At 64.8% G+C, this 25,825-nt stretch carries 24 protein-coding genes and 1 pseudogene; 7 read left to right on the top strand and 18 right to left on the bottom strand.

What is annotated here, in order from left to right:
• The first annotated feature begins 144 nt into the window (after positions 1 to 144).
• The gene (locus tag IVB46_RS03345; protein ID WP_247309472.1) at positions 145 to 1,383 is read left to right on the top strand and encodes an MFS transporter; all 1,239 of its coding nucleotides are present in this window, start codon (positions 145 to 147) and stop codon (positions 1,381 to 1,383) included.
• Positions 1,384 to 1,454: 71 nt separating this feature from the next.
• On the opposite strand, the gene IVB46_RS03340 is transcribed toward IVB46_RS03345, so the two are convergent.
• From IVB46_RS03340 to IVB46_RS03305, 8 genes are all read right to left on the bottom strand, one after another.
• Positions 1,455 to 2,066: a hypothetical protein gene (locus IVB46_RS03340; RefSeq protein WP_247309474.1), complete on the bottom strand. Its 612-nt coding sequence runs from the start codon at positions 2,064 to 2,066 to the stop codon at positions 1,455 to 1,457.
• A gap of 286 nt (positions 2,067 to 2,352) precedes the next feature.
• Positions 2,353 to 3,111, bottom strand: a complete 759-nt coding sequence (locus IVB46_RS03335) for an SDR family oxidoreductase (RefSeq protein WP_028150002.1) — start codon at positions 3,109 to 3,111, stop codon at positions 2,353 to 2,355.
• Between the two features lie 33 nt (positions 3,112 to 3,144).
• The gene (locus IVB46_RS03330; RefSeq protein ID WP_247309476.1) at positions 3,145 to 3,903 is read right to left on the bottom strand and encodes a proteasome-type protease; all 759 of its coding nucleotides are present in this window, start codon (positions 3,901 to 3,903) and stop codon (positions 3,145 to 3,147) included.
• A gap of 114 nt (positions 3,904 to 4,017) precedes the next feature.
• Complete coding sequence (locus IVB46_RS03325; protein ID WP_028154692.1) at positions 4,018 to 4,425, bottom strand: carboxymuconolactone decarboxylase family protein; 408 nt, start codon at positions 4,423 to 4,425, stop codon at positions 4,018 to 4,020.
• 54 nt (positions 4,426 to 4,479) lie between these two features.
• Complete coding sequence (locus tag IVB46_RS03320) at positions 4,480 to 5,646, bottom strand: flavin-dependent monooxygenase (protein WP_247341978.1); 1,167 nt, start codon at positions 5,644 to 5,646, stop codon at positions 4,480 to 4,482.
• Positions 5,647 to 5,829: 183 nt separating this feature from the next.
• Complete coding sequence (locus tag IVB46_RS03315; protein ID WP_247309480.1) at positions 5,830 to 6,678, bottom strand: transglutaminase family protein; 849 nt, start codon at positions 6,676 to 6,678, stop codon at positions 5,830 to 5,832.
• 165 nt (positions 6,679 to 6,843) lie between these two features.
• On the bottom strand, positions 6,844 to 7,788 hold the full coding sequence (locus IVB46_RS03310; protein WP_028150006.1) for an alpha-E domain-containing protein: 945 nt from the start codon (positions 7,786 to 7,788) through the stop codon (positions 6,844 to 6,846).
• A 4-nt stretch (positions 7,789 to 7,792) separates the two neighbouring features.
• Positions 7,793 to 9,211 (bottom strand): circularly permuted type 2 ATP-grasp protein, encoded by a 1,419-nt coding sequence (locus IVB46_RS03305; RefSeq protein ID WP_247309481.1) that lies wholly within the window; start codon positions 9,209 to 9,211, stop codon positions 7,793 to 7,795.
• A 277-nt stretch (positions 9,212 to 9,488) separates the two neighbouring features.
• Between IVB46_RS03305 and IVB46_RS03300 the strand changes: the two genes are divergently transcribed.
• From IVB46_RS03300 to IVB46_RS03290, 3 genes and pseudogenes are all read left to right on the top strand, one after another.
• A complete protein-coding gene (locus IVB46_RS03300) occupies positions 9,489 to 10,226 on the top strand; it encodes a molybdopterin-binding protein (protein ID WP_166091725.1) in 738 nt (245 codons plus the stop codon).
• Between the two features lie 38 nt (positions 10,227 to 10,264).
• Entirely contained in the window at positions 10,265 to 10,792 is a 528-nt protein-coding gene (gpt, locus tag IVB46_RS03295; protein ID WP_028150009.1) for a xanthine phosphoribosyltransferase, read from the top strand.
• Between the two features lie 86 nt (positions 10,793 to 10,878).
• Positions 10,879 to 11,498 (top strand): annotated as a pseudogene (locus tag IVB46_RS03290) (hypothetical protein).
• Between the two features lie 39 nt (positions 11,499 to 11,537).
• Here the strand turns inward: IVB46_RS03290 and IVB46_RS03285 are convergent.
• Both IVB46_RS03285 and IVB46_RS03280 read right to left on the bottom strand, forming a co-directional pair.
• Positions 11,538 to 11,768: a hypothetical protein gene (locus tag IVB46_RS03285; RefSeq protein ID WP_247309485.1), complete on the bottom strand. Its 231-nt coding sequence runs from the start codon at positions 11,766 to 11,768 to the stop codon at positions 11,538 to 11,540.
• Positions 11,768 to 12,790, bottom strand: a complete 1,023-nt coding sequence (locus IVB46_RS03280; RefSeq protein ID WP_028154698.1) for a methionine synthase — start codon at positions 12,788 to 12,790, stop codon at positions 11,768 to 11,770. Before IVB46_RS03280 ends, IVB46_RS03285 begins: the two co-directional genes overlap by 1 nt.
• A 110-nt stretch (positions 12,791 to 12,900) precedes the next feature.
• Between IVB46_RS03280 and IVB46_RS03275 the strand changes: the two genes are divergently transcribed.
• The 3 genes from IVB46_RS03275 to IVB46_RS03265 all read left to right on the top strand — a co-directional run bounded on the left by IVB46_RS03275 (position 12,901) and on the right by IVB46_RS03265 (position 15,329).
• Positions 12,901 to 13,602, top strand: a complete 702-nt coding sequence (locus tag IVB46_RS03275; RefSeq protein ID WP_247309487.1) for a glutathione S-transferase N-terminal domain-containing protein — start codon at positions 12,901 to 12,903, stop codon at positions 13,600 to 13,602.
• Positions 13,603 to 13,743: 141 nt separating this feature from the next.
• On the top strand, positions 13,744 to 14,352 hold the full coding sequence (locus IVB46_RS03270) for a 2-hydroxychromene-2-carboxylate isomerase (protein WP_247309489.1): 609 nt from the start codon (positions 13,744 to 13,746) through the stop codon (positions 14,350 to 14,352).
• Positions 14,352 to 15,329 carry an NADPH:quinone oxidoreductase family protein gene (locus IVB46_RS03265; RefSeq protein ID WP_247341975.1) on the top strand — a complete coding sequence of 326 codons (978 nt, stop codon included), beginning with the start codon at positions 14,352 to 14,354 and terminating at the stop codon, positions 15,327 to 15,329. Before IVB46_RS03270 ends, IVB46_RS03265 begins: the two co-directional genes overlap by 1 nt.
• A gap of 106 nt (positions 15,330 to 15,435) precedes the next feature.
• Here the strand turns inward: IVB46_RS03265 and IVB46_RS03260 are convergent, their stop codons facing one another.
• The 8 genes from IVB46_RS03260 to IVB46_RS03225 form a co-directional block, all read right to left on the bottom strand.
• The gene (locus IVB46_RS03260) at positions 15,436 to 16,326 is read right to left on the bottom strand and encodes a crotonase/enoyl-CoA hydratase family protein (protein ID WP_028150016.1); all 891 of its coding nucleotides are present in this window, start codon (positions 16,324 to 16,326) and stop codon (positions 15,436 to 15,438) included.
• 138 nt (positions 16,327 to 16,464) lie between these two features.
• The gene (locus IVB46_RS03255; protein WP_247341972.1) at positions 16,465 to 17,886 is read right to left on the bottom strand and encodes an amidase; all 1,422 of its coding nucleotides are present in this window, start codon (positions 17,884 to 17,886) and stop codon (positions 16,465 to 16,467) included.
• A gap of 2 nt (positions 17,887 to 17,888) precedes the next feature.
• Complete coding sequence (locus IVB46_RS03250) at positions 17,889 to 19,052, bottom strand: M20 aminoacylase family protein (protein WP_247309496.1); 1,164 nt, start codon at positions 19,050 to 19,052, stop codon at positions 17,889 to 17,891.
• 13 nt (positions 19,053 to 19,065) lie between these two features.
• Positions 19,066 to 20,571: a M81 family metallopeptidase gene (locus IVB46_RS03245; protein ID WP_247309498.1), complete on the bottom strand. Its 1,506-nt coding sequence runs from the start codon at positions 20,569 to 20,571 to the stop codon at positions 19,066 to 19,068.
• Positions 20,572 to 20,784: 213 nt separating this feature from the next.
• Complete coding sequence (locus tag IVB46_RS03240) at positions 20,785 to 22,434, bottom strand: ABC transporter ATP-binding protein (RefSeq protein WP_063986265.1); 1,650 nt, start codon at positions 22,432 to 22,434, stop codon at positions 20,785 to 20,787.
• A 14-nt stretch (positions 22,435 to 22,448) separates the two neighbouring features.
• Positions 22,449 to 23,336 carry an ABC transporter permease gene (locus tag IVB46_RS03235; protein WP_028150021.1) on the bottom strand — a complete coding sequence of 296 codons (888 nt, stop codon included), beginning with the start codon at positions 23,334 to 23,336 and terminating at the stop codon, positions 22,449 to 22,451.
• A 20-nt stretch (positions 23,337 to 23,356) separates the two neighbouring features.
• Positions 23,357 to 24,298, bottom strand: coding sequence for an ABC transporter permease (locus tag IVB46_RS03230; RefSeq protein WP_014494267.1), 942 nt, complete (start codon positions 24,296 to 24,298; stop codon positions 23,357 to 23,359).
• Between the two features lie 181 nt (positions 24,299 to 24,479).
• Positions 24,480 to 25,781, bottom strand: coding sequence for a D-amino acid dehydrogenase (locus IVB46_RS03225; RefSeq protein ID WP_247309500.1), 1,302 nt, complete (start codon positions 25,779 to 25,781; stop codon positions 24,480 to 24,482).
• Positions 25,782 to 25,825: the final 44 nt, after the last annotated feature.

The following is a 25,825-nucleotide window of genomic DNA, read 5'->3' as shown; positions in this document are numbered from 1 at the left end:
TCAATGATTATGGCCGCGCGTGCGTTGCAAACGCAATGCCGGAAGGCCGTCGAAGCCGCCCGCTGTTGACAAGCAGGCCTGCGTCAGCCACGCGGGGCAGGTCGAAATCAGGGGGCGGACGGTCCAAGCGTGACCCAAGAGGCGATGACAGAGCAGCCGATATCCTCGAATCCGCCGGTCACCGCCCGCGCACTTCTCTCCCACCGCGCCTTCCTGTTCTTCCTGCTCTCGCGCAGCCTGTCGCGCTTCTCCAGCCAGATCGCGGCGGTCGCGATTGGCTGGCAGATCTACGATCTCACCGGCTCCGCCTTCGATCTCGGCATGGTCGGCCTCGTGCAATTCCTGCCCACCGCGCTTCTGGTGTTCGTCGCCGGCCACGCCGCCGACCGTTTCGAGCGCAAGCGCGTGGTCCAGCTCTGCCAGCTCGTGGAAGCCGCGACCGCGCTCTATCTCGTGATCATCACCTATCTCGGCCTGGTCAGCGAGGTGCAGATCTTCATCGCGACCTTCGTGCTCGGCATTGCCGGCGCCTTCGAGAGCCCGACCACCGCTGCGCTGCTGCCGCTGATCGCGCCGCAGGGATCGCTCCAGCGCGCAACCGCAGTCGCGAGCGGCGCGGGGCAGGTCGCAACCATCACCGGGCCGGCGCTCGGCGGCTTTGCCTACGCGGTCGCGCCGCATCTTGCCTATGCCGTGATGCTGCTGTTCTGGATTCTCGGGATGATTTTGACCGGCTTCATCCGGCCGCGTCCGCAGGCGGTCTCCAAGGAGGGGACGGACGCCGACAACATCTTCGCCGGCGTCCGCTTCATCCGCAGCAACCCGGCGATCCTCGGCACCATCTCGCTCGATCTGTTTGCCGTGCTGTTCGGCGGCGTCACCGCGCTGTTGCCGATCTATGCCCGCGACATCCTCCAGACCGGCCCGATGGGGCTCGGGATCTTGCGCGCCGCGCCCGCGGTCGGTGCGCTGCTGATGACCATGGTGCTGGCGCGTCACGCCATCTCGCGGCATGTGGGCCTGCGCATGTTCCAGGCTGTGATCGTGTTCGGCGTCGCCACGGTCGTGTTCGCTCTGTCGTCGTGGATGTGGCTGTCGGTGTTGTCGCTCGCGGTTCTCGGCGCGGCCGACACGATCAGCGTCGTGATCCGCTTCTCGCTGGTGCAGCTCTCAACCCCCGACGAGATGCGCGGCCGGGTCGGCGCGGTGAACTTCCTCTTCATCAACGCCTCCAACCAGCTCGGCCAGTTCGAGAGCGGCGTCGCGGCCGCGCTGCTCGGCGCGATGCCTGCGGCCGTGCTCGGCGGCGTCTGCACCGTCGCGGTGGCGCTGCTGTGGATGAAGCTGTTTCCGAGCCTGCGGCAGGTGGAGAGCTTGGAGTAGGGCTCCGCTCTCTCCCCGTCATTGCAGGTGCGATGAAGCAATCCAGACTGCTGACGTGGAGTCGTGATCTCTCACCAGGAGACCACGACGAGACTGCGTTGGTCGTCCCAGTTGTCGAGAAAGCTGGTTCGGAAATCTTGCTGTGCCTCAGCGATCGTTAGTTCGAATATTCTCTGCGCGTACGATTTTTCAACGAACATCCCGTCCGGGAGGAATTCATTGAAAAAGGCGTCGGCGACAGCGTTTCTTTGATACCCGATCTGCTTGGTGTAGACGACATCCTCCAATCTATCGATCATCGGATACTGCTTGATCTTGAAGGTCTTCAATCTCTTCAAGGCATTTGGCGGCAGTTGCGGCTTCGGCGCGAAAAAGCTTCTCTTGTCGGTAAAGTATAGACCTGTCTGGCTCGGGTTCATCGGATCCGATTCACCTGTGGGGCAGAAATAAAAGCTGTCGGAGAATTTTCCGATCCCTGACAGCTCCCGTTGATGAAGCGCTTGGTAGTAGTCTTGCGCGGAGAATCCGTGATCGGAAAGAAGCCGCTCAAAGTCGATATACTGATTTGTTTTCTTGCGGCTGAATTGAACGATCTTCTGAAGTTGAGCCTGCTCGACGTCGATGATGACGGGAAAATCAGTGACGTCATCGTCGATGTGAAGATGATATATGTCCAAACCCATTTGTACCGTTCCGAACGATTTGCGGAGCCGCCGGGCAATGGCCGGGATTATGGCTCTACCCTAGGTGGATCATACCTTGGTTCGGGATTGTGACATGCTTTCTCGCCGTTGCCCGCCTCTTCGCGCGTGTAAGGACGATTGTCGAGGCGGGACCAGGACTTATTTCGTCTCACCCCGCTTGCGGGGAGACTTCGCGGCGCCTTGACGCCTACTGTGCATGGGGTTGTTTTTCAGTTTTTTGAGTCAGGCCCCTCTCCCCGCAAGCGAGGAGAGGGAAGAGAGGTCTTCAGCCCCGTCCGACGAACGGCATCTTGGTGGCCATGACGGTCATGGTCAGCACGTTGGCATCGAGCGGCAGGCCGGCCATGTAGGCGACGGCGTCGCCGACCGCCTTGGCGTCCATGCGCGGCTCGTGCTTGGTGGTGCCGTCGGGCTGCAGCACGCCGGGGCCGTTGACCATGCGATCGGTCATGGGCGTCGCGGCATTGCCGATGTCAACCTGGCCGACCGCGATGTCGTACATGCGGCCGTCGAGGTTGGAGGCCTTGGTGAGGCCCGTGATGGCGTGCTTGGTTGAGGTATAGGCCGCCGAGAACGGACGCGGCGCGTGCGCCGAGATCGAGCCGTTGTTGATGATGCGGCCGCCGCGCGGGCTCTGGTCCTTCATGATGCGGAAGGCGTGCTGGGTGCACAGGAACGGGCCGGTGAGGTTGGTGTTCACCACCGCCTGCCACTGCTCGAGGCTGAGATCCTCGAAGTTCACCGCCGGCGCGCCCATGCCGGCATTGTTGAACAGCACGTCGAGCCGGCCATAGGTCGCCTTCACCTTGTCGAACAGCGCGGCAATGGAGTCCGGCTTGGTCATGTCCGCGGTGACGCACAGGCTCTTGCCTGCGGGGCCGAGCTTTGCGGTCTCCTCGAGCATGTCGAGCCGGCGCCCGACCAGCACCACGGTGAAGCCGATGTTCATCAACGCCAGCGACGCCGCGCGCCCGACACCGGTGCCCGCGCCCGTCACCACTGCGATCTTGTTTGCTTCACTCATCGTTTCCTGCCTTTTCTCTCTTCAAGTTGGCTGTCAGGTTTTTGGTTCTTTTTCGTTCTTGTAGGGCGGCCGCGGAATGTTCTGATGCGCCGCGCGCAAGGCCGCCGACCAGCGCGAACGGAGGTCGTGGAAATAGGGCTCGCCCGCCTCGATGCGGTGGTTGAGATCGGCATCGCAGGCATCGCTACGCACCACCAGCACGTCGATCGGCAGGCCGACGCCGAGATTGGAGCGCATGGTCGAGTCCATCGAGATCAGGCCGGTCTTCAGCGCCTCGTACAGCTCGACGTCGTAATGCATGGCGCGGTCGAGCACCGGCTTGCCGTATTTGTGCTCGCCGATCTGCAGGTAGGGCGTGTCCGTGGTGCACTCGATGAAATTGCCGGCGGTGTAGACCATGAACAGGCGCATGCGCGCGCCCTTGATCTGGCCTCCGAACAGGAAGGAGACGTCGAAGGAGACGTCTTCGGATCTCAGCGCCGGTCCTTCGGTCGCGTGCACCGCCCGGATCGCCCGGCCGATGCGCTGGGCGGCCTGGAACATGGTCGGCGCGTTCATCAGCGTCTCGATCTCGCCCGTGGTGGGGTCCTCCAGGCCTTCGGTCAGCGTCGACAGCACCGACTGGCTGATGGCGAGGTTACCGGCGCTGGCGATCGCCATGATGCGGTCGCCGGGTTTGGAGAAGATGTGGAGCTTGCGGAAGGTCGAGACATTGTCGAGCCCGGCATTGGTTCGGGTGTCGGCGATCATCACCAGACCGTCCCGAACCAGGATTCCGCAACAATAGGTCATTTCCCGTCCCCGAACGCGTTTGCGCGGAATTACTAGCCAATTTCGGGGAGGCATGAAACCCCCGATTCCCCGGGGGAGGTCGTCATTCTCCGGCGAAACAGCTATCTCTGCCGCTCAGTCAGCGGCATCGACGAGAAACGCCTCGTCGACGGGGACGCCGAGCGCCGTGACCAGCCGGTTGGTCTCCGCGGCCATGCCGACGATGGCGAGCATCTCGCCATATTCGGCCTCGGTCATGCCCTTGGCCCGTGCGCCCGCGGTGTGCGAATGGATGCAGTAGCTGCAGCCATGCGCGATCGAGACTGCGACATAGAGCATTTCCTTGATCTTGGGATCGAGCGCGCCGGGTGCCATCACCTCCTTGATGCTCTCCCAGGTCCGCCGCAGCGTCTTCGGATCATGCGCCAGCGCGCGCCAGAAATTGTTGACGAAGTCCGACTTCCGCACCTTGCGGATATCGTCGAAAACGGCGCGCGCCTCGGCGGAGAGTTCATCGTCCGAAAGCAGCTTTACGGTCGCCATGGGGTACCTCGCGGGGTCAGGTCTGATCCCGCGAGTGTAGCACGGCTCGAGCACTCAGCCGGCATGCCCGGCCGAACGACGCAAGGCCAGCTTGCCGACATCGACATATTGCCGCTGCTGCGCGTGAGCGTGCTGAGCTGCGACGTGAAGGTCGCGCAGGCGCCGCTGCAGCGGCGAGCTGTCATAGACCACGCTGGCGCCGGCCAGCGCAAAGCAGGCATCCGCGATGCCGACGCAGGTCGTGGCGAGCCAGGTCGCGGACCGGGCCCCCTCGATCATGAGGTCTTCGTCGTTCAGCGTTCCCGCCAGCGCGTGACGCCAGTGGCTGGCGGCCTGGACCTCATGAAACGCTTGCGCGGCCCCGAGGTCGGCGGAGATCCGGCCGAGATCGTACTGGAAGATCTCGGACTCCCGCATCGGCACGGCCGCGTACAATTGCTGCCTTCCGGTGCCCGCCAGCGCGAGCAGGTCATCGACGGTGCCCTCGGCCATGCCTACCGTGAATGCGCCGTGCACCAATGGCAGCCATTGGCGCAGCGCCCGATAGAGCGGACCCGACTGGCGCGGGGCGGCATCGAGATCGAAGAAATTGGCCTCGGGAACCAGCGTCTCCCGCAGCGTGACGTGATGGCTGCCGGTGCCCTTGAGCCCCGCCGCGTGCCAGGTGTCCTCGATCTCCCAGTCGCGCGCCGGCAACACAACGACGCGAAGCAGCGGCTTGCCCTGCGGGCCGGGGACCGGCTTGCCGTTTTCGGTGACAATGCAGAACCCGCCGATCCAGTCGGCGTGCGTGCAACCGCTGGCGAACGGCCAACGACCTTTGACGCGATAACCGTCGGCCACGCGCTCTGCCGTTCCACCCGGTTGGGATGAGCCGCAGATCGCCGTATCGGATCCGTCCTGATAGATGCGCTGGTACAATTCCGGGGGTGACGCTGCGACGAAGAGGCTGCTGGCTCCGGCGACAGTCGCGATCCAGCCGATCGAGCCGTCGAGACGGGCCAGTGCCTTGATGACCTCCAGTCCGGCCGGAAAATCCAGCTCCAGCCCGCCATGGCTCCGCGCAACGAACATCCGGAAGAGTCCGATCGACCGCAGCCGTTCCACGAGGTCGGGCGGGACGCGGCGTGCGGCTTCGATCTCCGCGGCGCGGGCCTTGATCTCGGGAGCCAACTCCCGGATCCCCGCAAGCATGTCTTGGTGGGGATCGCGCAGGGGCACGGAATGCTTCTTGTTCTTGTCGTGAAGCCGCATCTGTCTCAACCTCTGTTGCGGAAACGGATCACAACGGAGGTTGAAGAGATGGCGCTACGGGACGGTTTCAGCGCGGGCCGTCGTCGATTACAGCTGTAACGCTGCGACGTGATTGCGCCGCAGATGCCTCGTGACGAGATACCGCCGCGCCTAGCTCTGCCGCTGTGACTGGGATTGCGATTGCCCGCCGCGGCCGGCCTGCTCGACCTTCACGGCCACCGTCAGCGTCTCCGCGCCGCCGCCATAGCGGGTGCCGCGCACGGGGGCTGCGCCGAGATAGTCGAGCCCGATCGCAACGCGGACATGGGCGTCGGTGGTGCAGATGCAGTTGGCGGGATCGAAGCCGACCCAGCCGAGACCGTCGACGTAAGCTTCCGCCCAGGCATGGCCGGCATCCTGATGCACCGTGCCGTCCGAGCGCAGGAAATGGCCGGAGACGAAGCGCGCCGGCACGCCGCCGCTGCGGGCGCAGGCGATGAAGATGTGCGCGTAGTCCTGGCAGACGCCGCGCTTGAGCGTGAACGCTTCGGCCGCCGAGGTGCCGCTGTTGGTCGGATCCTCGTCGAAGGTCATGTGATCGCTGATTTGCGTCATCAGCGTGTGCAGGAAGCCGAGCGTGTCGCTCTCGGCCTCGCTGCGCAACTGCCGCGCGACCGCCCTCATCGCCGGATTGACGGTGGTGAGGTCGGTGGCCCGCAAGAACATGCCGGCCGGAAAGCGCTCGTCGGCGCCGCGCAGCACGCCGCCGGTGTCGTGGGTCTCGATCAGGCCCTCGGCGGTGATCTTGATGTCGCCGACGGGTCCGCAGGACAGCACATGGGTGACGTTGCCGAAGGCGTCCTCATGGGTGTCGAGCTTGGTGTCGGTCGAGACGTCGATCTGCCACTCCGCCACATATTGCCCGTCATGGCTGCCGGGCGTCATGCGCAGGATCTGGATCACGCTCGTGGCCGGCGGCTCGTAGCGATAGGTCGTGGTGTGCAGGATTCGCAGGCGCATGGTGGACCGTGAAGTTAGTGGTTAGACCCGCTGCCTATTGCGAAGAAGCTCGTCATGCCCGGGCTTGTCCCGGCCATCCACGATCTTCCCTCGCAAAAGCAAGAACGTGGATGGCCGGGACAAGCCCGGCCATGACGATATCCCGTTTTCGTCAGCCGGGGGACATCAGATCAAATACTGCTTCGTGATGATTTCGCCCAGCCTGGAATTGTCCGTGATGAATTCCTGAATGAATTCATGCACGCCGTGCTGGAAAATGTCGTTCATATTGCTGTGTTCCAGCCGGTTGCGGATGCCGCGGGCATGGCGCTGGGCGGGGCCCTGGCGGCCGTAGGCGACGCCGATCTGGTCGAGGTTGCGCACGAGATTGCCGTAGCAGCTTGCCAGTGAGCGCGGCAGCGTGTCGTTGAGGATGAGCAGGTCCGCAATCAGCCACGGCTTCAGCGTCTCGCGATAGACCCAGTGATAGGCTGTCAGCGCCGAGACCGAGCGCAGGATCGAGCTCCACTGATAGAAGTCGAGCGGGCCGCCGACATGCTCCTCCTCGGGCAGCAGCACGTGGTACTTCACGTCGAGGATGCGCGCGGTGTTGTCGGCGCGCTCCAGATGCACGCCCATCCGCGAGAACCAGTAGGCGTCGTTGCGCAGCATGGTCCGGTAGGCCGAGCCGTCGAAGCGCAGCGAAGTCTCCTGCACGAAGCGCAGGAATTTGGCGAGATCCTCGCGCGTGGAGGTGCCCTTGCTCCAGACCTCCTGGAGTTCGATCCAGGCCGAGTTGATGGTGTCCCACATCTCGCTGGTGAGCGCGGTGCGCACCGAGCGCGAGTTCAGCCGCGCCGCCTCGATGCAGTTCCTGATCGATGATGGATTGCTTGCCGAGAACGAGAGGTAGTCGACGACGTTGTGCTCGTTGGCGACTTCGTATTGCTGATAGAAGCTCGCGGCGACGCCGGCGGTGAGAAGCGCCGAGTCCCATTCATTGGTCTTGCCGATATAGGCGGCGGGAAGCGCGGTGACGCGCAGCGTCGCATCGATGGTGCGCGCGAGATACTCGGCCCGTTCGACATAGCGGGCGAGCCAGTAGAGGTTTTCGGCGGTACGCGACAGCATCTGACTACTCGTCCAGGATCCAGGTGTCTTTGGTGCCGCCGCCCTGGCTCGAATTCACCACCAGGGAGCCTTCCTTGAGCGCGACCCGTGTCAGCCCGCCGGGCACGATCGTGGTGCTCTTGCTGCCGGTGAGCACGAAGGGCCGCAGGTCAACGTGGCGTGGCGCGAGGCCGCTTGCCGTACAGGTCGGGCAGGTCGAGAGCGCCAGCGTCGGCTGCGCGATAAAACCTTCCGGCTCGCGCTTGAGCTTTTCGCGGAAGGCTTCGATCGTCGCTTTCGTCGCGGCGGGGCCGATCAGCATGCCGTAGCCGCCGGAGCCGTGGACTTCCTTGACGACGAGTTCGCCGAGATTGTCGAGCACATAGGCAAGGTCCTTCGGCTCGCGGCAACGCCACGTCGGCACGTTCTTCAGGATCGGCTCCTCGCCGAGATAGAATTTCACGATGTCCGGCATGTAGGAGTAGATCGCCTTGTCGTCCGCGATGCCGGTGCCGACCGCGTTGGCGAGCGTGATGTTGCCGGCCGCATAGGCCGACATCAGCCCGGGCACGCCGAGCACGGAGTCGGGACGGAAGGTGAGGGGGTCGATGAAATCGTCGTCGACGCGGCGGTAGATCACGTCGATCCGCTTCACCCCCTCGGTCGTCCGCATGAACACTTCGTTGTTCTTGACGATGAGGTCACGGCCTTCGACCAGTTCGATGCCGAGCTTGTCGGCAAGGAAGGAGTGCTCGTAGTAGGCAGAGTTGTAGACGCCGGGCGTGAGCAGGGCGACGGTCGGCTCGCCGGAGGCGCCTTGCGGCGCCACCGATCGCAGGGCGAAGAGCAGCTCGTCCGGATAGCGTTCGACCGGCGCCACCCTGTGGCGGGCGAACAGGTCCGGAAACAACCGCATCATGATCTCGCGGTTTTCCAGCATGTAGGACACACCCGACGGGGTACGGGCATTGTCTTCCAGCACGATGAAGTCCTCGGCATCGACCCGGACGATGTCGATGCCGGCGATGTGCACGTAGACGTCGTGCGGCACCTGCTGGCCGTTCATCTCGGGGCGGAACACCGGGTTCTGGAAGATCAGGTCGTCGGGCACCACCTCGGCGCGCAGGATGTCGCGGCCATGATAGATGTCGCGCAGGAACATGTTGAGTGCGCGCACGCGCTGCTTCAGGCCCTTCTCCAGCAGCGCCCATTCCTTGCCGGACATGATTCGCGGGATCACGTCGAAGGGGATCAGTCGCTCGGTGGATTCGGAATCGCCATAGACGGCAAAGGTGATGCCGATGCGGCGGAACAGAAGCTCGGCCTCCTGGCGGCGATATTCGAGCGCCTCGGGAGGCGTCTCCTTGAGCCAGCGCGCCAGCTCCTGATAGGCGGGGCGAAGGTCCCCGCCGGGAATGTTCATTTCATCAAACGCGACTGCCATAGATCCCGACTTGTCTCCGCAAGGCATTGCGCCATTCGACAGGTCGTCAGGCCTTGGTGAAGACCGCAACGTCCTGGCCATGCGGCAAGAGTGCATGACTCTGAGGAGGTAGCAAGGGCTGGGCCAGCGCGATAAGCATGGAGTTGTGGCATTTGCCGGGGACAGCCGGGAGGGTGCCTCAAAAAATGGCTGAGGACTGCTTATTTCGGCAGCAAAACCGCGTGACTTCAACGCGTTACCTCGGCAAAGTCGGGCCGACAGGTGAGGGACTTAAGGTATGAGCGACATCGTCACGGCGGGCATTCTGGTCATTGGGGATGAAATCCTGTCCGGCCGCACCAAGGACAAGAATATCGGCTTCATCGCCGAATACCTGACCAATATCGGCATCGACCTGAAGGAAGTCCGGGTCGTCTCCGACGACGAGGACGACATCATCGCGGCGTTGGATGCACTGCGGCATCGCTACGCCTATGTCTTCACCACCGGCGGCATCGGGCCAACCCATGACGACATCACCGCCGACAGCGTCGCCAAGGCGTTCGGCGTCGGCATCGACCACCATCCGGAGGTCGTCGCCCGCTTCCGCGAGCGCTGGAGCGAGCAGGACCTCAACGAGGCCCGCCTGCGCATGGCCCGCATCCCCGATGGCGCCGAGCTGATCCAGAGCGCGACCATCCTCGCCCCCGGCTTCAAGATCGGCAACGTCATCGTGATGGCCGGCGTGCCCTCGATCATGCAGGCGATGATGGACATCGTCTCGCCCAAGCTGAAGTCGGGCGTGCGCATGCTCTCCGAATCGGTCCGCGCCAATGCGCGCGAAGGTGACATCGGCAGCCCGCTGCGCGCGATCGCCGCCGCCCATCCCGACACCATCATCGGCAGCTATCCGTTCATGGACGAAGATCAGAAGCCGAACACCAATCTGGTGGTGCGCTCGCGCGACGCGGACAAGCTGGCAGCGGCGATGGCAGCGGTGAAGGAAATGCTGGCGGGATTGAACATCACCCGGTAGCAGAATGGCTGCCGGATGAAGATTGGCAGGAGACAACAATGGCTGGCGAAGCACCGGAACTGAGCGCGCAGGAGCGGGCCGGCAAGGCCTTTCCCGTTTCGTGGGACCAGTTCCACCGCGACTGCCGGGCGCTGACCTGGCGGCTCAACGAGGTCGGCCCGTTCCACGCCGTCATCGCGATCACCCGCGGCGGGCTGGTGCCGGCCGCGATCGTGGCGCGCGAGCTCGGTGTCCGCATCATCGATACGGTCTGCATCGCCAGCTACGACCACGACAAGCAGGGCGAGCTCCAGGTCCTCAAGGGCATGTCCGAGGCGGCGATGAAGCTCGGCGGCGGCACCGGCAAGGGGCTTCTGATCGTCGACGACCTCGTCGACACCGGCAAGACCGGCAGGCTGGTGCGCGACATGCTGCCCGATGCGCATTTCGCCACCGTCTACGCCAAGCCGAAGGGACGCCCGCTGGTCGACACCTTCATTACGGAGGTCTCGCAGGACACCTGGATCTTCTTCCCCTGGGACACCGCGCTGTCCTACCACCCGCCGCTGCGCGACGGCGCGGCGTGAGGGAAGCGACGAAGCAAGCCAGACGATTTCCGCAGACGCATTTCTGGATTGCCTCGCTTCGCTCGCAATGACAGGTGGAGGTGGCCATGCCCCTGCAAAACCGTGTCACGCCGACCGGCGACATCATCGCCACGCCGCACCGTGGCCTGTTCACCGGCAATCGCGGCATCATCCATGATCCCGCGACCAGGACGCTGCTCAAGAAGCGGTGGTCGTCGCCGGCCTGGCTCACCTGTGTTTGCGAATTCCGCGGCCGCCGTCGCGAGGTGATGACGACGCATAGCTGGACCGAGCTGTTCTTCCTCGACGAGGCCACCGCGCTCGCCGCCGGCCATCGCCCTGCTTCTACTGCCGCCGTGACGACGCCAATCGCTTCCGGGCCGCGTGGGAGAAGGGCAACCGCGTCCGTGACGTTCGCATGCACGATATCGACACGGTGCTGCACCACGAGCGGCTCGATCACGGTAAGAAGCGGCTTCACGCGCTGCTGGTGCCGCTCGAGCAGCTTCCAGACGGCGCGATGCTGCAGCAGGGCGAGGAAAGCTTTCTGCTGATGCGGGGCGGGACGCTGCTGTGGTCGACGGCGGGTTATGTTGAAGGCGCGCGAGAGCTTGACGATGCGCAGTTGCTGACCCCGCCATCGACGCTGCGCGCGATGAGCGCCGGCTATGAGGTCACATTGCACCCCAGCGCGCACCGCGCCTGACGGTCCCCGCAAGGGGGAGGGAACGCAGCGAGCGTGTGGCTATTTCAGCGGCCGCCCTTGCTCATCCACCGTCGTCCGCGCATCGCGCAGCGCCCATTCGCGCATGATCTGGCGGCAGCGGGTGAGCTCGGCCTCGGTTGCCGTACCCGTATCCTTCGACGCACGCTCGACCATGGCCTTGCAATTCAGCAGCACGGAGCGATCCTCCGCGCGCGCAGCGAATGTGATCCCCGCAAGAGCCGCGACGACGAGTGCCGTTCGGAGCACCATCACCCCAGCTTCTCGCGCGCCAGCGCGGCACCGGCGCCGAGCGCCATCAGCTTGGCCTCGGCGATCTCCCGCCGCATCGGCGCCATGCCGCAATTGGTGGTGGCGATGATATTGCTCTTGGGCACGAACTTCGACACCGCGTCGATCACCTGCACGACGTCCTCGGCCGTCTCCACCGTGTCGCTGGCGACGTCGATCACGCCGGCCTGCACGATCTTGGTCTTGAGCAGCGCGAGCAGGTCGAGCGGCACCTTCGAATTGCGGCACTCGATCGCGACCTGCTGGATCGGGCTCGCGTCGATCGCCGGAAAGATCTGCTCGTACTGCCGCCACTGGCTGCCGAGCGTCTCCTTCCAGTCGGTGTTGGCCTTGATGCCGTAGCCGTAGCAGATGTGCACGGCGGTGGCGCAGGTCAGCCCCTGCGCGGCACGCTCCAGCGCCTTGATGCCCCAGTCGTTGACCTCGTCCATGTAGACGTTGAAGGCGGGCTCGTCGAACTGTACGAGATCGACGCCGTCGGCCTGCAATGCCTTGGCTTCCTCGTTGAGGAGATCGGCGAAGGCAAAGGCCATCTTGACGCGATCACCGTAGTAGCGGTCCGCAATCGTGTCGATGATGGTCATCGGGCCGGGCAGGGTGAACTTCAGCTTCTTCTTCGTGTGCGTACGCGCCACGCGCGCCTCGTCGGCATGAACACGGCCCTTGAGCTGAAGCGGCGCGACCACCTGCGGCACCATCGCCTTGTAGCGGTCCTTGCGGATGCCCATCTCGACCTTGTGGGCGAAGTCGATGCCGTCGATCTTCTCGAGGAAGCCGTGCACGAAATGCTGGCGGGCCTGCTCGCCCTCGGTGACGATGTCGATGCCGGCATCCTCCTGGACCTTGACGGCGAGCATCGTCGCATCGCGCTTGGCGCGGAGTAGCTCGTCGCCTTGCGACTTCCAGGGTGCCCAGAGCATGTTCGGCTCGGCGAGCCATTCCGGCTTCGGCAAGGAGCCGGCGATCGTGGTTGGAAACAGCATGGCGGCTCTCCCGGCAGGTTGTGTTGCGCCCCTTCCTGCCATGTCTTAACGTCAAGGTACAGAACAACAAAAGTCGCTCTCTATTCCATTGGCGACGACAGGGAAGGGCGATGATCGACCTCTACTATGCGCCGACGCCGAACGGCTGGAAAATCTCGATCATGCTGGAGGAACTCGGGCTCCCCTATAACGTGAAGCCCGTCAATATCCGCGCCGGCGAGCAGTTCAGCCCCGAATTTCTGGCGGTCTCCCCCAACAATCGCATTCCCGCGATCGTCGACCACGCACCCGCCGACGGCGGTGCGCCGTTCTCGGCGTTCGAGACCGGTGCGATCCTGATTTACCTCGCCGAGAAGACCGGCCGCTTCCTGGCCAGCGATCTGCGCGGTCGCTCGACGACCATCCAGTGGGTGATGTGGCAGATGGCGGGCCTCGGGCCGATGCTCGGCCAGCACGGCCATTTCGCGCTCTATGCTGCGGAAAAGGTCCCTTATGCGATTGAGCGTTACCGCGACGAGGCCGCGCGGCTCTATGGCGTGCTCGACCGGCAGTTGGCCAAGACCGGCGCCTACGTCGCCGGCGACTATTCCATCGCGGACATCGCCTGCTTCCCCTGGGCCATGACCCACAAGGCGCAGGGCTTTACGCTCGACGACTATCCGAGCGTGAAACGCTGGTACGCCGAGGTGCGCGCACGGCCGCAGGTGCAGGCGGGGCTTGCGATCGGCAAGTTCGTGAAGGAGCCGTTCGACGAGGAATCACGCAAGATCATGTTCGGCCAGCGTGCCAGGGAAGTGCTGGGAAAGAAGTAGGCTGCTCGCCCCATCGTCAGACTGGTTCCGCGGAAAGATTCTGGATTGCTTCGCTTCCGCCGTCGCTCTTCGAGCTATGGCGGACAAGTCGCTCGCAATGACGGGGATAGAGCACGACAAACAAGACGCAAAGGAAACGCCATGATCGAATTCTTCTTCGACTGTTCCAGCCCCTGGACCTACCTCGCCTTCCACAACATCCAGCCGCTGGCAAAGGAGCTGGGGGCCGAGATCATCTGGCGGCCGATCCTGGTCGGCGGCATCTTCAACACGGTCAATCCGAGCGTCTACGCGCAGCGCGAGACGCCGGTGCCGCTGAAGGCGCGCTACATGAAAAAAGACCTCGCCGACTGGTCGCGCTCGGCCGGGCTCGCGATCAAGATGCCGCCGACGGTGTTTCCGGTAAACAGCGTGAAGGCCATGCGCGGCTGCATCTGGGTGGGGAAAGACATGGTGCCGTTCGCCACTGCCGTGTTCGAGACCTATTGGGGCGGCGACAAGGACATCTCGCAGGACGCGGTGCTCGCCGAGATCTGCAGGAAGGTCGGTGTCGACGAGCAGAAGTTCTTTGCCGGCATCTCCGAGCAGGCAATCAAGGACCAGCTCAAGGCCAACACGGAAGAGGTCGTCGCACGCGGCGGCTTCGGCTCACCGACGATCTTCGTGGGCAAGACCGACATGTACTTCGGCAACGACCGCCTGCCGCTGATCCGCGAGGCGCTCGAACGCAGCAAGGCGAGTGCGGCCTGATGGTGCGGGCTGTCGTCTGCCGCGAACTCGGCGCGCCCGAGACGTTGCGGCTCGAGGAATTTCCGTCGCGCGCCGTCAAACCGGGTGAGGTGCGCGTTGCGATCCGCGCCGCCGGATTGAACTTTCCGGACGTGCTGATGGCGGCCGGCGAATATCAGCTCAAGCCGGAGCTGCCGTTCACGCCCGGCATGGAGGCCGCCGGCGACGTCACCGAGGTGGGCGCAGAGGCAAGCGGCGTGTCCGTCGGCGACAAGGTCATCATCAAGATGCGCCATGGCGCCTTCACCGACGAAGCGGTGGTGACGCCGACGCAGCTAACGCCGATGCCGTCGACGTTCGACTATGCGGAAGCCGCGACCTATCTGGCCGGCCACGGCACCGCCTATCACGCGCTGATCGATCGCGGCCGTGTCATGCCGGGCGAGGTGTTGCTGGTGCATGGCGCCGGCGGCGGCGTGGGCCTTGCCGCGGTCGAGATCGGCAAGATGCTGGGCGCGACCGTGATCGCGACCGCCTCCAGCGACGAGAAGCTCGCGATTGCGAAATCGCGCGGCGCCGATCATCTCGTGCGCTACGATCGCGAGCCGTTTCGCGATGCCGTCAAGCGCATCACAGACGGTCGTGGCGCCGACGTCGTGTTCGATCCCGTCGGCGGCGAGGTGTTCGAGAACTCGATGCGCTGCATCGCCTGGGGCGCGCGGCTGCTGGTGATCGGCTTTACCGGTGGTATCGGCTCGGCGAAGACCAACCTGCTGCTGATCAAGGGCGCCAGCGTGCTCGGCGTGCGTGCGGGTGAGGCGGTGCGGAAAAACCCCGCGCTCGGCGAGGTGCGCCTGAAGGCGCTGCTGCAATGGGCGGAAGAGGGGAAGCTGCGCCCCAACGTCTCGCACCGTTTGCCGCTGAACGACTACGCGAAGGCGATGCGGCTGTTGATCGACCGCAAGGCGATCGGGCGGGTGGCGCTCGTGATGGATTGACGGTGCCGTAGGGTGGGCAAAGCGAAGCGTGCCCACCATTCTGGTTTCGATTGCTGATAGATGGTGGGCACGGCGCAAGAGCGCCTTTGCCCACCCTACGATCCCTCTACTTGTACTCCCGCTCGCTCCACCACGGAAAATAATCCGGCATATCGCTCGACACCTTGTTCTTGAACTGCGCCGGACGCTTCTCCAGGAATGACACCACGCCTTCCCTAACGTCGTCCGAGCGGCCGCGCGTATAGATGCCACGGCTGTCGACCTTGTGGGCTTCCATGGGATCGTCGGCACCCATCATGCGCCACATCATCTGGCGGATCAGCGCGACCGACACCGGCGCGGTTTTGGCGGCGAATTCCTTGGCCAGCGCGCGGGCGGTCGGCAAGAGATCATCGGGAGCTACGACCTTGCTGACGAGGCGGCCGGCGAGCGCTTCCTGGGCCGGGAAGACGCGGCCGGAATAGCACCATTCCAGCGCCTGCGAGATGCCGACGATGCGCGGCAGGAACCAACTCGAGGCGGCCTCCGGCACGATGCCACGCTGGGAGAACACGAAACCGAAGCGCGCGGCATCCGAGGCGATGCGGATGTCCATCGCCAGTTGCATGGTGACGCCGATGCCGACGGCAGGGCCGTTCACGGCGGCGATGACGGGCTTCAGGCACTTGAAGATGCGCAGCGTCACCTGGCCGCCGCCGTCCCGGACCTGCGGATCGCTGTAATCGACCTTGCCGTCCGCGAAGCGCTTGACCGGCCCGCGCCGCGCATCGCGATCGAAGGTATCCGCACCCGAGGAAAGATCGGCGCCCGCACAAAAGCCGCGGCCGGCGCCGGTGACGATGATGGCGCGGACGTCGTCGTCCTTGTCGGCGGCGTCGAACGCGTCGATCAGCTCGGCCTGCATCTGCGCGTTGAAGGCGTTGAGCTTGTCGGGCCGGTTCAGCGTGATGGTGAGGATCTGCTCGGCGACCTCGTACTTGATGGTCTCATACGCCATGGTGGTTTCCTTCCTCATCTTAAGTGCGATCTCAATGAGACGAGACGCATGGTCGCCGTTGTCCGTCTTGCGCGGACTGGGCATGCGAGCAGTACAAGAACGTGGATGGCCGGGACAAGCCCGGCCATGGCGGAATGCTTACTTTGCCGGCGGGCTTGGCCAGGGCTTCTGCGCGCCGCGCAGGCCTTCAAACGCCTTGGCCATGCCGAGCACGCCGATATCGTCGAAGCGACGGCCGACGATCTGCACGCCGATCGGAAAGCCGTTGGCGTCGAAGCCGCCGTTGATGGAAACCGCGGGGTTCTCCGACATATTCCACGGCACGGTATAGCAGATGTGCTCGAACGGCCGCATCGGATCGTTGGTGGGCGAGGCCCATTCCGCCGCATAATTCACGTTCGGCGCGGTCGGCGAGATCACATAGTCGAGCTCGCAGAACAGTTTTGAAGCGGCCGCGCGGATCGCCATGGTCTGGTTGAATCCGCGGATGACATCCACACCCGAGAGCTTTGCGCCGGATGCGCCCCATTTGAAGATGTAGGGCAGCACCTTTGCCTGTTCGGACGGCGTCAGCTTGGCCAGATCGTCCCACATCCGTGCGCGCCAAAAGTTGTCGAGGCCGTCGAGCATCTCGCGGGTCAAAATGCCGTCGACCTCGGTGACGACGCTACCTGCGGATTCGAACGCCTTTGCGGCTTTCACCGCGACATCGCGGACCGGCCTTTCTGCCGGCAGGCCGACGCCGGCATCGAGCATCAGGCCGATGCGCAGTTTGCGCGGGGATTTCTCCAGTCCCTTCCAGTTGAGAGGCTCGGCGGGCAGGCTCATGCCGTCGCGCCGGTCGGGCTTTGCAATCACGCTCATCATCAGCGCGCAATCGTCGACCGTGCGGGTCATTGGACCGGCGACACGGCCGACATAGGTCGGGTCGATCGGCACGCGGCCGAAGCTGGGTTTCAGGCCGACCAGACCGCACCAGCCCGCAGGCAGGCGGACCGAGCCGCCGATATCGGTGCCGAGATGCAAGGGGCCATAGCCGGCCGCAGCCGCGGCGCCTGCGCCCGCGCTGGAGCCGCCGGGATTCTTGGAGAGGTCCCAGGGATTGCGCGCCAGCGCATGGAAGCTGGAAAGTCCCGAGGACAGCATGCCGTAATCGGGCATGGTGGTCTTCGCGAAGATGATCGCACCGGCCTCGCGCAGTCGCGCAGCGGGCGGGGCGTCCTTCTCGGCCGGCACGAGCTTCACGCTCGCAGCGCCGAGCGGCACGGGCACGCCCTTGGTCGCGATGTTGTCCTTCACCGTCACAGGCACGCCGTCGAGCGCGCCGGAAGGTTCGCCCCCGCTCCAGCGCGCGGTCGAGGCCTTCGCGGCCTCGCGCGCGCTGTCGGGGTCGAACGCGTAGAGCGCCTTGAGATGCGGTTCCCACGCAGCGACGTGCGCAAGCACGTCCTCCAGCACCTCGCTCGGCGAGAACTGCTTGGCGCGATAGCCCGCGATCAGATCGACCGCGGAGAGATCGTGCAGCGAGGTGACGGCCTCTTCGACGCTCTCCTTGTGCATTGCTAACCTACCGGCATGCGCGTTTCGATGATCCGGGCGAACATGCTGGCGCCGATCGGCAGGATCTTGTCGTCGAGCACGAAGCCGGGATTGTGCACGGGCACCGAGCCGTCGTGGCCGATCCAGAAATAGGCGCCGGGAATGGTTTGCAGCATGTCGGCGAAATCCTCGCTGCCCATCTTCGGCTGGGCGCGGGTGATCACGTTGGCGGGGTTGACGACGGTGCGCGCGACCTCCTCGACCACCTTGGACTGCTCGACCTGGTTAACCAGCACGCCGAAGGTGTCGCGGATGTCGGCTTCGATCACGCACTGATAGGCGCTCGCGATGCCGGCGCAGATCGTACGGATGCGTTCGGCGATCAGGGCGCGGACTTCATCCGAGAAGGTGCGGATGGTGCCACAGAGATGGGCCTCGCCAGGGATGACGTTGTAGGCGGAACCGGCGTGAATCTGCGTGATCGAGATGACGGCGGCCTGCAGCGGCTCGACGTTGCGGCTGACGATGGTCTGGATCGCCTGCGCCAGCGTGGTCGCGATGATCACCGCGTCCTTGGAGCGCTCTGGCATCGCGCCATGCGCGCCGTAGCCGGTGATGCGCAGGTCGAAGAAGTCGGCGCTGGCCATCGCGGGGCCGGGCAGGATCGCGATCTCGCCGAGGTTGAGGTCGGGCGCGTTGTGCAGGCCGTAAAGCTCGTCGCAGGGAAACTTCTCGAACAGGCCGTCCTTGATCATCGCGCGAGCGCCACCAAGGCCTTCCTCGGCCGGCTGGAAGATCAGGTGCACGGTGCCGTCGAAATTTTTGGTCTCGGCGAGGTAGCGCGCGGTGCCGAGCAGCATTGTGGTGTGGCCGTCGTGGCCACAGCCGTGGAAGCGGCCGGGGATTTTCGAACTCCATTTCAGATTGGTGTTCTCTTCCATCGGCAGGGCGTCCATGTCGGCACGAAGCCCGATGCGCTTACTGCCCGAACCCTTGCCCTTGATCACGCCGATCACGCCGGTGCCGCCGAGACCGCGGTGCACCTCGATGCCCCAGCTCTTCAGCTTGTCGGCGACGATGCCGGAGGTGCGCACTTCCTCGAAGCCGATCTCGGGATGGGCGTGGAGGTCGCGCCTGATAGCAGTGAGTTCGTCGGCATAGCCGTCGATGCGGTCGATCGTGGGCATGTGTCCTGTCCGGTTAGCGTGATGGGGGCGTGAAAACGGGGCCGTTCGGCTTGATGCGGATGCCCGGCCGCAGGCGCGTCCAGGGCAGGGTGGCAGTGTCGGCCGGCATCGCGCCGGGCGCGGCGCAGATCATCAGCTTTTCCGCGATCGGCTCGAAATCGGCGCGGAAGTGCACCGAGCTCTTGTTGACCAGAATCTTCTGCGCAGTCGGCTCGATGCCGACATAGCGGTACATCGCCTGATCGGCGAGCTGCGCCTTGTGCGAGGAGACGACGACGCGGACGTCCCCGATGCGCAGGCACGCGGAGGGACCCATCTCCATCTCGCGGCCACCGTAGTAGGGGCCGGGCGCGACGAAGCGGCCGTCGGAGAGCTTTTCGACGATGAAGGTCTCGCGATAGGGCTCGTCGCCGGGAATGCCGGATTTGCCGCCGAGCGACAGCGTCACTGTGGCGCCGACGCCGGCCGCATGCGCGGCCTTGGCCGAGACCGGATCGTAGATCGCGCCGGTCGCGGCGCTCGCCTTGTTGCGCACCAGTGCGCGCAGCATGCCGGTGGTGTCGGAATCGCCGCCGGCGCCCGGATTGTCCTGGGTGTCGGCGATGATGATCGGCTTGCTCGCGCTCTTGGCGAGTTCCATCGCATGGCGCACGCCGTCGTCGGGCGACCAGATCTTGCCGTCGAAATCGTTCTCGTGGCTTTCGATCAGTTTGACGATCGCATCGGCCGCGCGGTCCGCATCGGCCTGCGTCTTGCCATAGGCGAACACGCTCGGGCCGCAGTCGCGGAAGTCGGCGGCGGGGAAGCCGGGCGCGAAGGACAGCGTCGGAACGGCGTCGCTCTCCAGCGCGGCAAGTTTCTCGTAGATGCCCTTGGTGGGGAAGTCATTGGTGCATTGCCAGCTGATCGCGATCAGGAACGGCAATTGGCGAAACGACTTTGCAAAGCGCTGCCTGGTCTGCAGCAGCAGGGCGAGGTGCCTTGCGGAGGCGCGGCCGGTCTCGGCCATGTCGACATGCGGATAGGTGCGGTAGGCGATCAGCGCATCCGCGTGTTCCATCATCTCGGGCGTGACGTTGGCGTGCAGGTCGAGGCTGGCAACCAGCGGAACGTCCTTGCCGATGACGCGGCGCACGCGCGCCAAAATCTCGCCTTCGCCGTCGTCGAGATGCTCGGTCACCATCGCGCCATGCAGATCGAGATAGACCGCATCGAGCGGGCCGGCGGCGGCGATACCGTCGACCATCACCTTCACGATACGTTCGAAGGCGTCCCTGGTGACATGTGCCGATGGACTTGCGCCGCAGGCGATCGTCGGAATGAGTTTCCAGCCATTCGCTTCGGCGCTGTCGACGAAGCCGGCGAGGCCGACATTGATGCGGCGCATCACCTTCAATACGTCGGCGCCTTCCGTCATGGCCGGCCAGCCGCCGCCATGCTGGAAGTCCGCGAAAGTCGCCTTCGTCGGGGCGAACGTGTTGGTCTCGTGCAGGAAGCCGCCGACGGCGATACGTGTCATTAATTCTGGTCCAGCGTTTGAAAGTGCGCGACGTTAGCCTTGGCTTCGAGGCGGGGGCAAGCGAGGAGCCCATGCCGCCGCGCATGGCTTTAAGTCATTTTCGAATGATGATGGTCGCTACCCGTCATTGCGAGTGAAGCGAAGCAATCCAGACCGTCTCCGCAGAGGGACTCTGGATTGCTTCGCTCCGCTCGCAATGACGAGTGGACAAACCTAAGCCGTCGCCGCGACGCCTTCCGACACCGGCCTGAAGTTCGCAAAATCCCAGCCGCGGCCCGGTGCGGCCTCCAGCAGCGCCCTGGTGTAGGCTTCCTTCGGATGCGTCAGCACCTCGGCGGCCAGGCCCTGTTCCACGACACGGCCGTGCTGCATCACCACGACCTCGTCGCAGATCTGGGCTGCGACGCGCAGATCGTGGGTGATGAACAGGATGGCGATGCCGAGCCGGTTCTGGATCTCGTCGAGCAGTTCCAGCACCTGCGCCTGCACCGAGACGTCGAGCGCCGAGACCGCTTCGTCCGCGACCAGCACGTCGGGGTCGAGCGCGAGCGCACGCGCAATGGCGATGCGCTGGCGCTGGCCGCCGGAGAACTGGTGCGGATAGCGCGTCACTGCGTCCGCGGGCAGGCCGACGAGCTCGAGCAGTTCGCGCGCTCGCTTCATCGCATCGGCATGCGAGGTGCCGTAATTGATCGGGCCTTCCGCGATGCTCTCGCCGACGGTAATGCGCGGGTTGAGCGAGCGATAGGGATCCTGGAACACGATCTGGATCTTCTGCCGGTGCGGCTGGAGCAGGCGGCGCGAGATGTCGGCGATCTCGCGGCCGGCAAGGCGCACGCCGCCGGAGGTCGGATCGATCAGGCGCACGATGCACCGTGCCACCGTCGACTTGCCCGAGCCGCTCTCGCCGACGATGCCGAGCGTGCGGCCCTTGCGCAGCGTCAGCGTGACCTTGTCGGCGGCGACGACTTCGCGGCCTTTGCCGAAGAAGGCGCGTTCCTTATAGACCTTGCCGAGCTCGTTGGCCTCCAGCACCACCGGCTCCTTGGTCTCGGGCCGTGCCGCGCGCGGCACCAGGCTCGGCACCGCGGAAAGCAGATTGCGGGTGTACTCCATGGTCGGGTTGCGCAGCACGGTCTCGAGCGGACCGGTCTCGACCAGCCGGCCCTGCCGCATCACAGCGACGCGGTCGGCGATCTCGGCAACCACGCCCATGTCGTGGGTGATGAACAGGACGGCCGTGCCGTGATCGCGCTGGAGGTCGCGGATCAGCGTCAGGATCTGCTTCTGCGTGGTGACGTCGAGCGCGGTGGTCGGCTCGTCGGCGATCAGGAGCTTCGGTTCCAGCACCAGCGCCATCGCGATCATGATGCGCTGGCGCTGGCCGCCGGACAGGCGATGCGGATAGGAGGCGAAGATGCGCTCGACCTGGGGCAGGCGGACCTGCTCCATCATGTCGAGAATGCGCTTCTTCCGCGCCTTGGCGTCAAGATCGGTGTGGGCGCGCAGGACCTCGTCGATCTGGCGGCCGACCGGCACCACCGGATTGAGCGCGGTCATCGGCTCCTGGAAGATCATCGCCATCTGCGTCGCGCGGAGCTGGCGCAGTCGGCGATCGGTCGCGGTGAGAATCTCTTCGCCGACCAGCTTGACGCTGCCGCCGGTCGGAACCAGCGTGCCCTTCGGCAGCAGGCCCATCGTGGTGAGCGAGGTCACCGACTTGCCCGAGCCGCTTTCGCCGACGAGACACAGTGTCTCGCCCTTGTGCACCTGGATCGAGATGCCGTCGATGATGTTGGCGCCCTTCGGCTTCTTGCCGATGGAGACGACGAGGTTGTTGATGTCGAGAACTGGGTTGGTCATCACTTGATCCGTCATCACTTGCCCTCCCGCTGCTTCATGCGGGGATCGAGGGCGTCGCGGGCGGCGTCGCCGATCAGATTGATGCTGAGGATGGCGATCGAGAGCAGCAGGCCCGGCCAGAAGATCAGCGTCGGCTTGAGCTGAAAATACTGGCGGCCCTCGGCCATGATGTTGCCCCAGGTCGGCGTCTCCGGCGAGATGCCGGCGCCGAGGAAGGAGAGGATGGCCTCGGTCAGGATCGCGGAGGCGCAGACATAGGTGCCCTGGACGATCAGCGGTGCGATCGTGTTCGGCATCAGATGGCGCCACATGATCTTCGGCAGGCTGGAGCCGACCGAGATCGCAGCCTCGACGTAAGGCTCCTCGCGCGCGGACAGCACGACCGAGCGCACCAGGCGTGCCACGCGCGGTATTTCGGGGATGGTGATTGCGACCAGCACGGTCCAGATGCTGGCGCCGGACAGCGACACCACGGCGATCGCGAGCAGGATGCTCGGCATCGCCATGAGGCCGTCCATGACGCGCATCAGGACGGCATCGACCAGCTTGAAGAAGCCGGAGACCAGGCCGATCGCAAGGCCGATGACGATCGACAGGATCGCCGAGCCGATGCCGATCAGGAGCGAGATGCGGCCGCCATAGATGACGCGCGACAAGAGGTCACGGCCATAGGCGTCGGTGCCGAGCAGGAACTGCGCCGAGGCCGGCTTCAGCCGCTGCGAGGGTGCAAGCTGGACCGGATCGTGCGGCGCGATCAGCGGCGCCAGGATCGAGACCAGCACGATCAGCGCGAGCAAGATCGTGGCCGCCGCGATGATCGGCGTCGAGGTGAGGAACCCGAAACGCGGCCGCAATGGCGACGTGATCGGAATGGACGACTGGGGAAGGCTATCGACGGACATTTTTGTTGCTATCCTTAGCCCTAGTACCGGATCCGGGGATCGAGCAGCGTGTAGGCGACGTCGATCAGGAGATTGACGACGACATAGATCAGCGACGTCAGCAGGATCATCGCCTGGATGACTGGGTAGTCGCGCGCCAACACCGCGTCCACCGTGAGGCGGCCGATGCCGGGGATGTTGAACACGCTCTCGGTGACGACGACGCCGGAGATCAGCAGCGCAAAGCCGGTGCCGATCACGGTGATGACGGGCACCGCGGCGTTGCGCAGCGCATGGCGCATCATCACGGCGACCTCGTTGATGCCCTTGGCGCGGGCGGTGCGGACGTAGTCCTCACCGAGCACGTCGAGCATCGCCGCGCGCGTCATGCGCGCGATCAGCGCGATGTAGATGAAGGAGAGCGCGCAGGTCGGCAGGATGATGCGCTCGAAGAACGGTCCAAAGCCGTTGAAGATGCTGCGGAAGCCCTGCACCGGCACCCAGCGAAGGTCGATCGCGAAGACCTCGATCAGGAGATAGCCGACCACGAACACCGGCACGGAGAAGCCGAGCACGGAGAGGCCCATCACGAAACGGTCGATCCAGGTGCCGTGCTTCCACGCCGCGATGACGCCCAGGGGCACGGCGACGATCACGGCGAGAATGATTGTCGAGAGCGCGATCGAGATCGACGGCTCAACGCGCTGGCTGATCATCTTCATGACTGGCAGGTTGGAGATCAGCGACGTCCCGAGATCGCCGTGCAGCAGCTTGTTCACCCAGGTGATGAATTGCACGATCAGCGGCTCGTTGAGGCCGAGCGAGTCGCGGATGCGTTCCAGCCGCTCCGGCGTCGCGTTGTCGCCGGCGAGAATTGCGGCGGGATCGCCCGGCGTCAGCCGCAGCAGCAGGAAGACGAACAGCGCGACGACGCCCATCACGGGCACCGCGGCCAGAACGCGGCGAATGAGATAACCTAGCATGCACCTATCTCCGGCTGCGGAACTTGTGGGGCCGGGAGGCCCCCGTGGAATCGGTTCTGTCTATCATGCACGCCTGTCACTCGGGCTGGAAAGCCGGCCGGAGAAGCCGACCTTTCGGAGCAAATTGTGTGCCAAGGGCAGGGCGGTCGCAAGAGGCCGCCGAGCCTCCGATATCGGCCACTCAGGATGCATGGCGGAACTCGCGCTCAACCCTGAGTGAGGGTGCGGTCGGCGGTGCGTTGAGCCCGCGCCAGCCGTCGATGGTCCCGGCAATCATCTGCGCGGTCGCCGCCGACAAGGTCCAGCCGAGATGGCCGTGGCCGGTGTTGAAGAACACGCCCGGCATCCGTCCTGCGCGCACCACGGGCATCATGTTCGGCATCATCGGCCGCAGCCCGGCCCAGGGCACGACCTTGGACGTTTCGACGCCGGGGAAGTTGCTGCGCACCCAGTCGACCAGCGGCTGCACGCGGTCGGCGCGGATGTCGCGGTTGAAGTCGTTGAATTCGGCGGTGCCTGCGACGCGGAAACGATCGGCGCCGAGCCGGCTGGTGACGATCTTGGCGGCTTCGTCGAGCAGGCTCACGGTCGGCGTCGCATTGCGGCTTGCGGCAGTGTCGAGCTGAACGGTGATCGAATAGCCCTTCACCGGATAGACGTTGACGCGCTCGTCGAGGAGGGCGGCGAAGTGGCGGCTGGCCACACCGGCGCAGACCACGACGCCATCAGCCTTCAGCATGCCGCGCGCGGATGCGACAGCATCACTGGCCGAAAGATCAGCCCAGCCGATGACAAAGCCGCCACCTGCTTGGGCAATGGAATCGATGTTGGCTTCGTGGATAAAGGTCGCGCCGCGCCGCTTGCAGGCTTCCGCAAGTCCGCGCGTGAACTTGTGGATATCGCCGGTCGCATCCGACGGCGTGTAGAAACCGCCAAAATAGTCCTTGCGCAGCGTCGGCTCGATGGCGCGGATCTCCTCCGGCGTCACCGGGCGGCGATCGAGCCCGCCTTCCTTCAATAGCGCATTGACCTGCAGGCCGGATTCAAAACCCTTCTTGTCGTGATAGATGTGCAGGATGCCGCGACGTTCGAGATCGAAGTCGATGCCTTCGCGCTCTGCGATCTCGAACAGATGCTTGCGAGCTTCGATCGCGAGCCGCGTGGTCTGAACCGTGTTGGCGCGATAGTTGCCGATATTGGCGACGAACTCGCTCATCCACGAATATTTGTGCCAGTTCGGCCGCGGGTTCATCAGCAGCGGCGCATCGCGCCGGAACATCCAGCGCAGGCCTTTCAGGATCGTTGCGGTGCTGTTCCACACCTCGGCATTGCTGGCGGAGAGCTGTCCGCCATTGGCGAAGGAGGTCTCCATCGCGGCGTAGCGGTGCTTGTCGAGCACCGTCACCTTGTATCCGCGTTCGAGCAGGGCATAGGCGGTCGTTACGCCGGTGATGCCGGCGCCGATGATGGCGATATGGGTCATGGCAGGTTCGGGGCTCCCGTGAGTTAGAGTCGGCTAACCGCCGG

The organism is Bradyrhizobium sp. 61 (assembly GCF_023073075.1).
GTDB lineage: Bacteria > Pseudomonadota > Alphaproteobacteria > Rhizobiales > Xanthobacteraceae > Bradyrhizobium > Bradyrhizobium barranii.
This window is presented reverse-complemented; position numbering and strand designations above follow the sequence as displayed.

Excerpts from the sequence above, each read along its gene's own strand:
- IVB46_RS03345 (WP_247309472.1), top strand. The coding sequence starts at position 145 with ATGACAGAGCAGCCGATATCCTCGAATCCGCCGGTCACCGCCCGCGCA.
- IVB46_RS03340 (WP_247309474.1), bottom strand. The coding sequence starts at position 2,066 with ATGGGTTTGGACATATATCATCTTCACATCGACGATGACGTCACTGAT.
- IVB46_RS03335 (WP_028150002.1), bottom strand. The coding sequence starts at position 3,111 with ATGAGTGAAGCAAACAAGATCGCAGTGGTGACGGGCGCGGGCACCGGT.
- IVB46_RS03330 (WP_247309476.1), bottom strand. The coding sequence starts at position 3,903 with ATGACCTATTGTTGCGGAATCCTGGTTCGGGACGGTCTGGTGATGATC.
- IVB46_RS03325 (WP_028154692.1), bottom strand. The coding sequence starts at position 4,425 with ATGGCGACCGTAAAGCTGCTTTCGGACGATGAACTCTCCGCCGAGGCG.
- IVB46_RS03315 (WP_247309480.1), bottom strand. The coding sequence starts at position 6,678 with ATGCGCCTGCGAATCCTGCACACCACGACCTATCGCTACGAGCCGCCG.
- IVB46_RS03310 (WP_028150006.1), bottom strand. The coding sequence starts at position 7,788 with ATGCTGTCGCGTACCGCCGAAAACCTCTACTGGCTCGCCCGCTATGTC.
- IVB46_RS03305 (WP_247309481.1), bottom strand. The coding sequence starts at position 9,211 with ATGGCAGTCGCGTTTGATGAAATGAACATTCCCGGCGGGGACCTTCGC.
- IVB46_RS03300 (WP_166091725.1), top strand. The coding sequence starts at position 9,489 with ATGAGCGACATCGTCACGGCGGGCATTCTGGTCATTGGGGATGAAATC.
- gpt (WP_028150009.1), top strand. The coding sequence starts at position 10,265 with ATGGCTGGCGAAGCACCGGAACTGAGCGCGCAGGAGCGGGCCGGCAAG.
- IVB46_RS03285 (WP_247309485.1), bottom strand. The coding sequence starts at position 11,768 with ATGGTGCTCCGAACGGCACTCGTCGTCGCGGCTCTTGCGGGGATCACA.
- IVB46_RS03280 (WP_028154698.1), bottom strand. The coding sequence starts at position 12,790 with ATGCTGTTTCCAACCACGATCGCCGGCTCCTTGCCGAAGCCGGAATGG.
- IVB46_RS03275 (WP_247309487.1), top strand. The coding sequence starts at position 12,901 with ATGATCGACCTCTACTATGCGCCGACGCCGAACGGCTGGAAAATCTCG.
- IVB46_RS03270 (WP_247309489.1), top strand. The coding sequence starts at position 13,744 with ATGATCGAATTCTTCTTCGACTGTTCCAGCCCCTGGACCTACCTCGCC.
- IVB46_RS03265 (WP_247341975.1), top strand. The coding sequence starts at position 14,352 with ATGGTGCGGGCTGTCGTCTGCCGCGAACTCGGCGCGCCCGAGACGTTG.
- IVB46_RS03260 (WP_028150016.1), bottom strand. The coding sequence starts at position 16,326 with ATGGCGTATGAGACCATCAAGTACGAGGTCGCCGAGCAGATCCTCACC.
- IVB46_RS03255 (WP_247341972.1), bottom strand. The coding sequence starts at position 17,886 with ATGCACAAGGAGAGCGTCGAAGAGGCCGTCACCTCGCTGCACGATCTC.
- IVB46_RS03250 (WP_247309496.1), bottom strand. The coding sequence starts at position 19,052 with ATGCCCACGATCGACCGCATCGACGGCTATGCCGACGAACTCACTGCT.
- IVB46_RS03245 (WP_247309498.1), bottom strand. The coding sequence starts at position 20,571 with ATGACACGTATCGCCGTCGGCGGCTTCCTGCACGAGACCAACACGTTC.
- IVB46_RS03240 (WP_063986265.1), bottom strand. The coding sequence starts at position 22,434 with ATGACCAACCCAGTTCTCGACATCAACAACCTCGTCGTCTCCATCGGC.
- IVB46_RS03235 (WP_028150021.1), bottom strand. The coding sequence starts at position 23,336 with ATGTCCGTCGATAGCCTTCCCCAGTCGTCCATTCCGATCACGTCGCCA.
- IVB46_RS03230 (WP_014494267.1), bottom strand. The coding sequence starts at position 24,298 with ATGCTAGGTTATCTCATTCGCCGCGTTCTGGCCGCGGTGCCCGTGATG.
- IVB46_RS03225 (WP_247309500.1), bottom strand. The coding sequence starts at position 25,781 with ATGACCCATATCGCCATCATCGGCGCCGGCATCACCGGCGTAACGACC.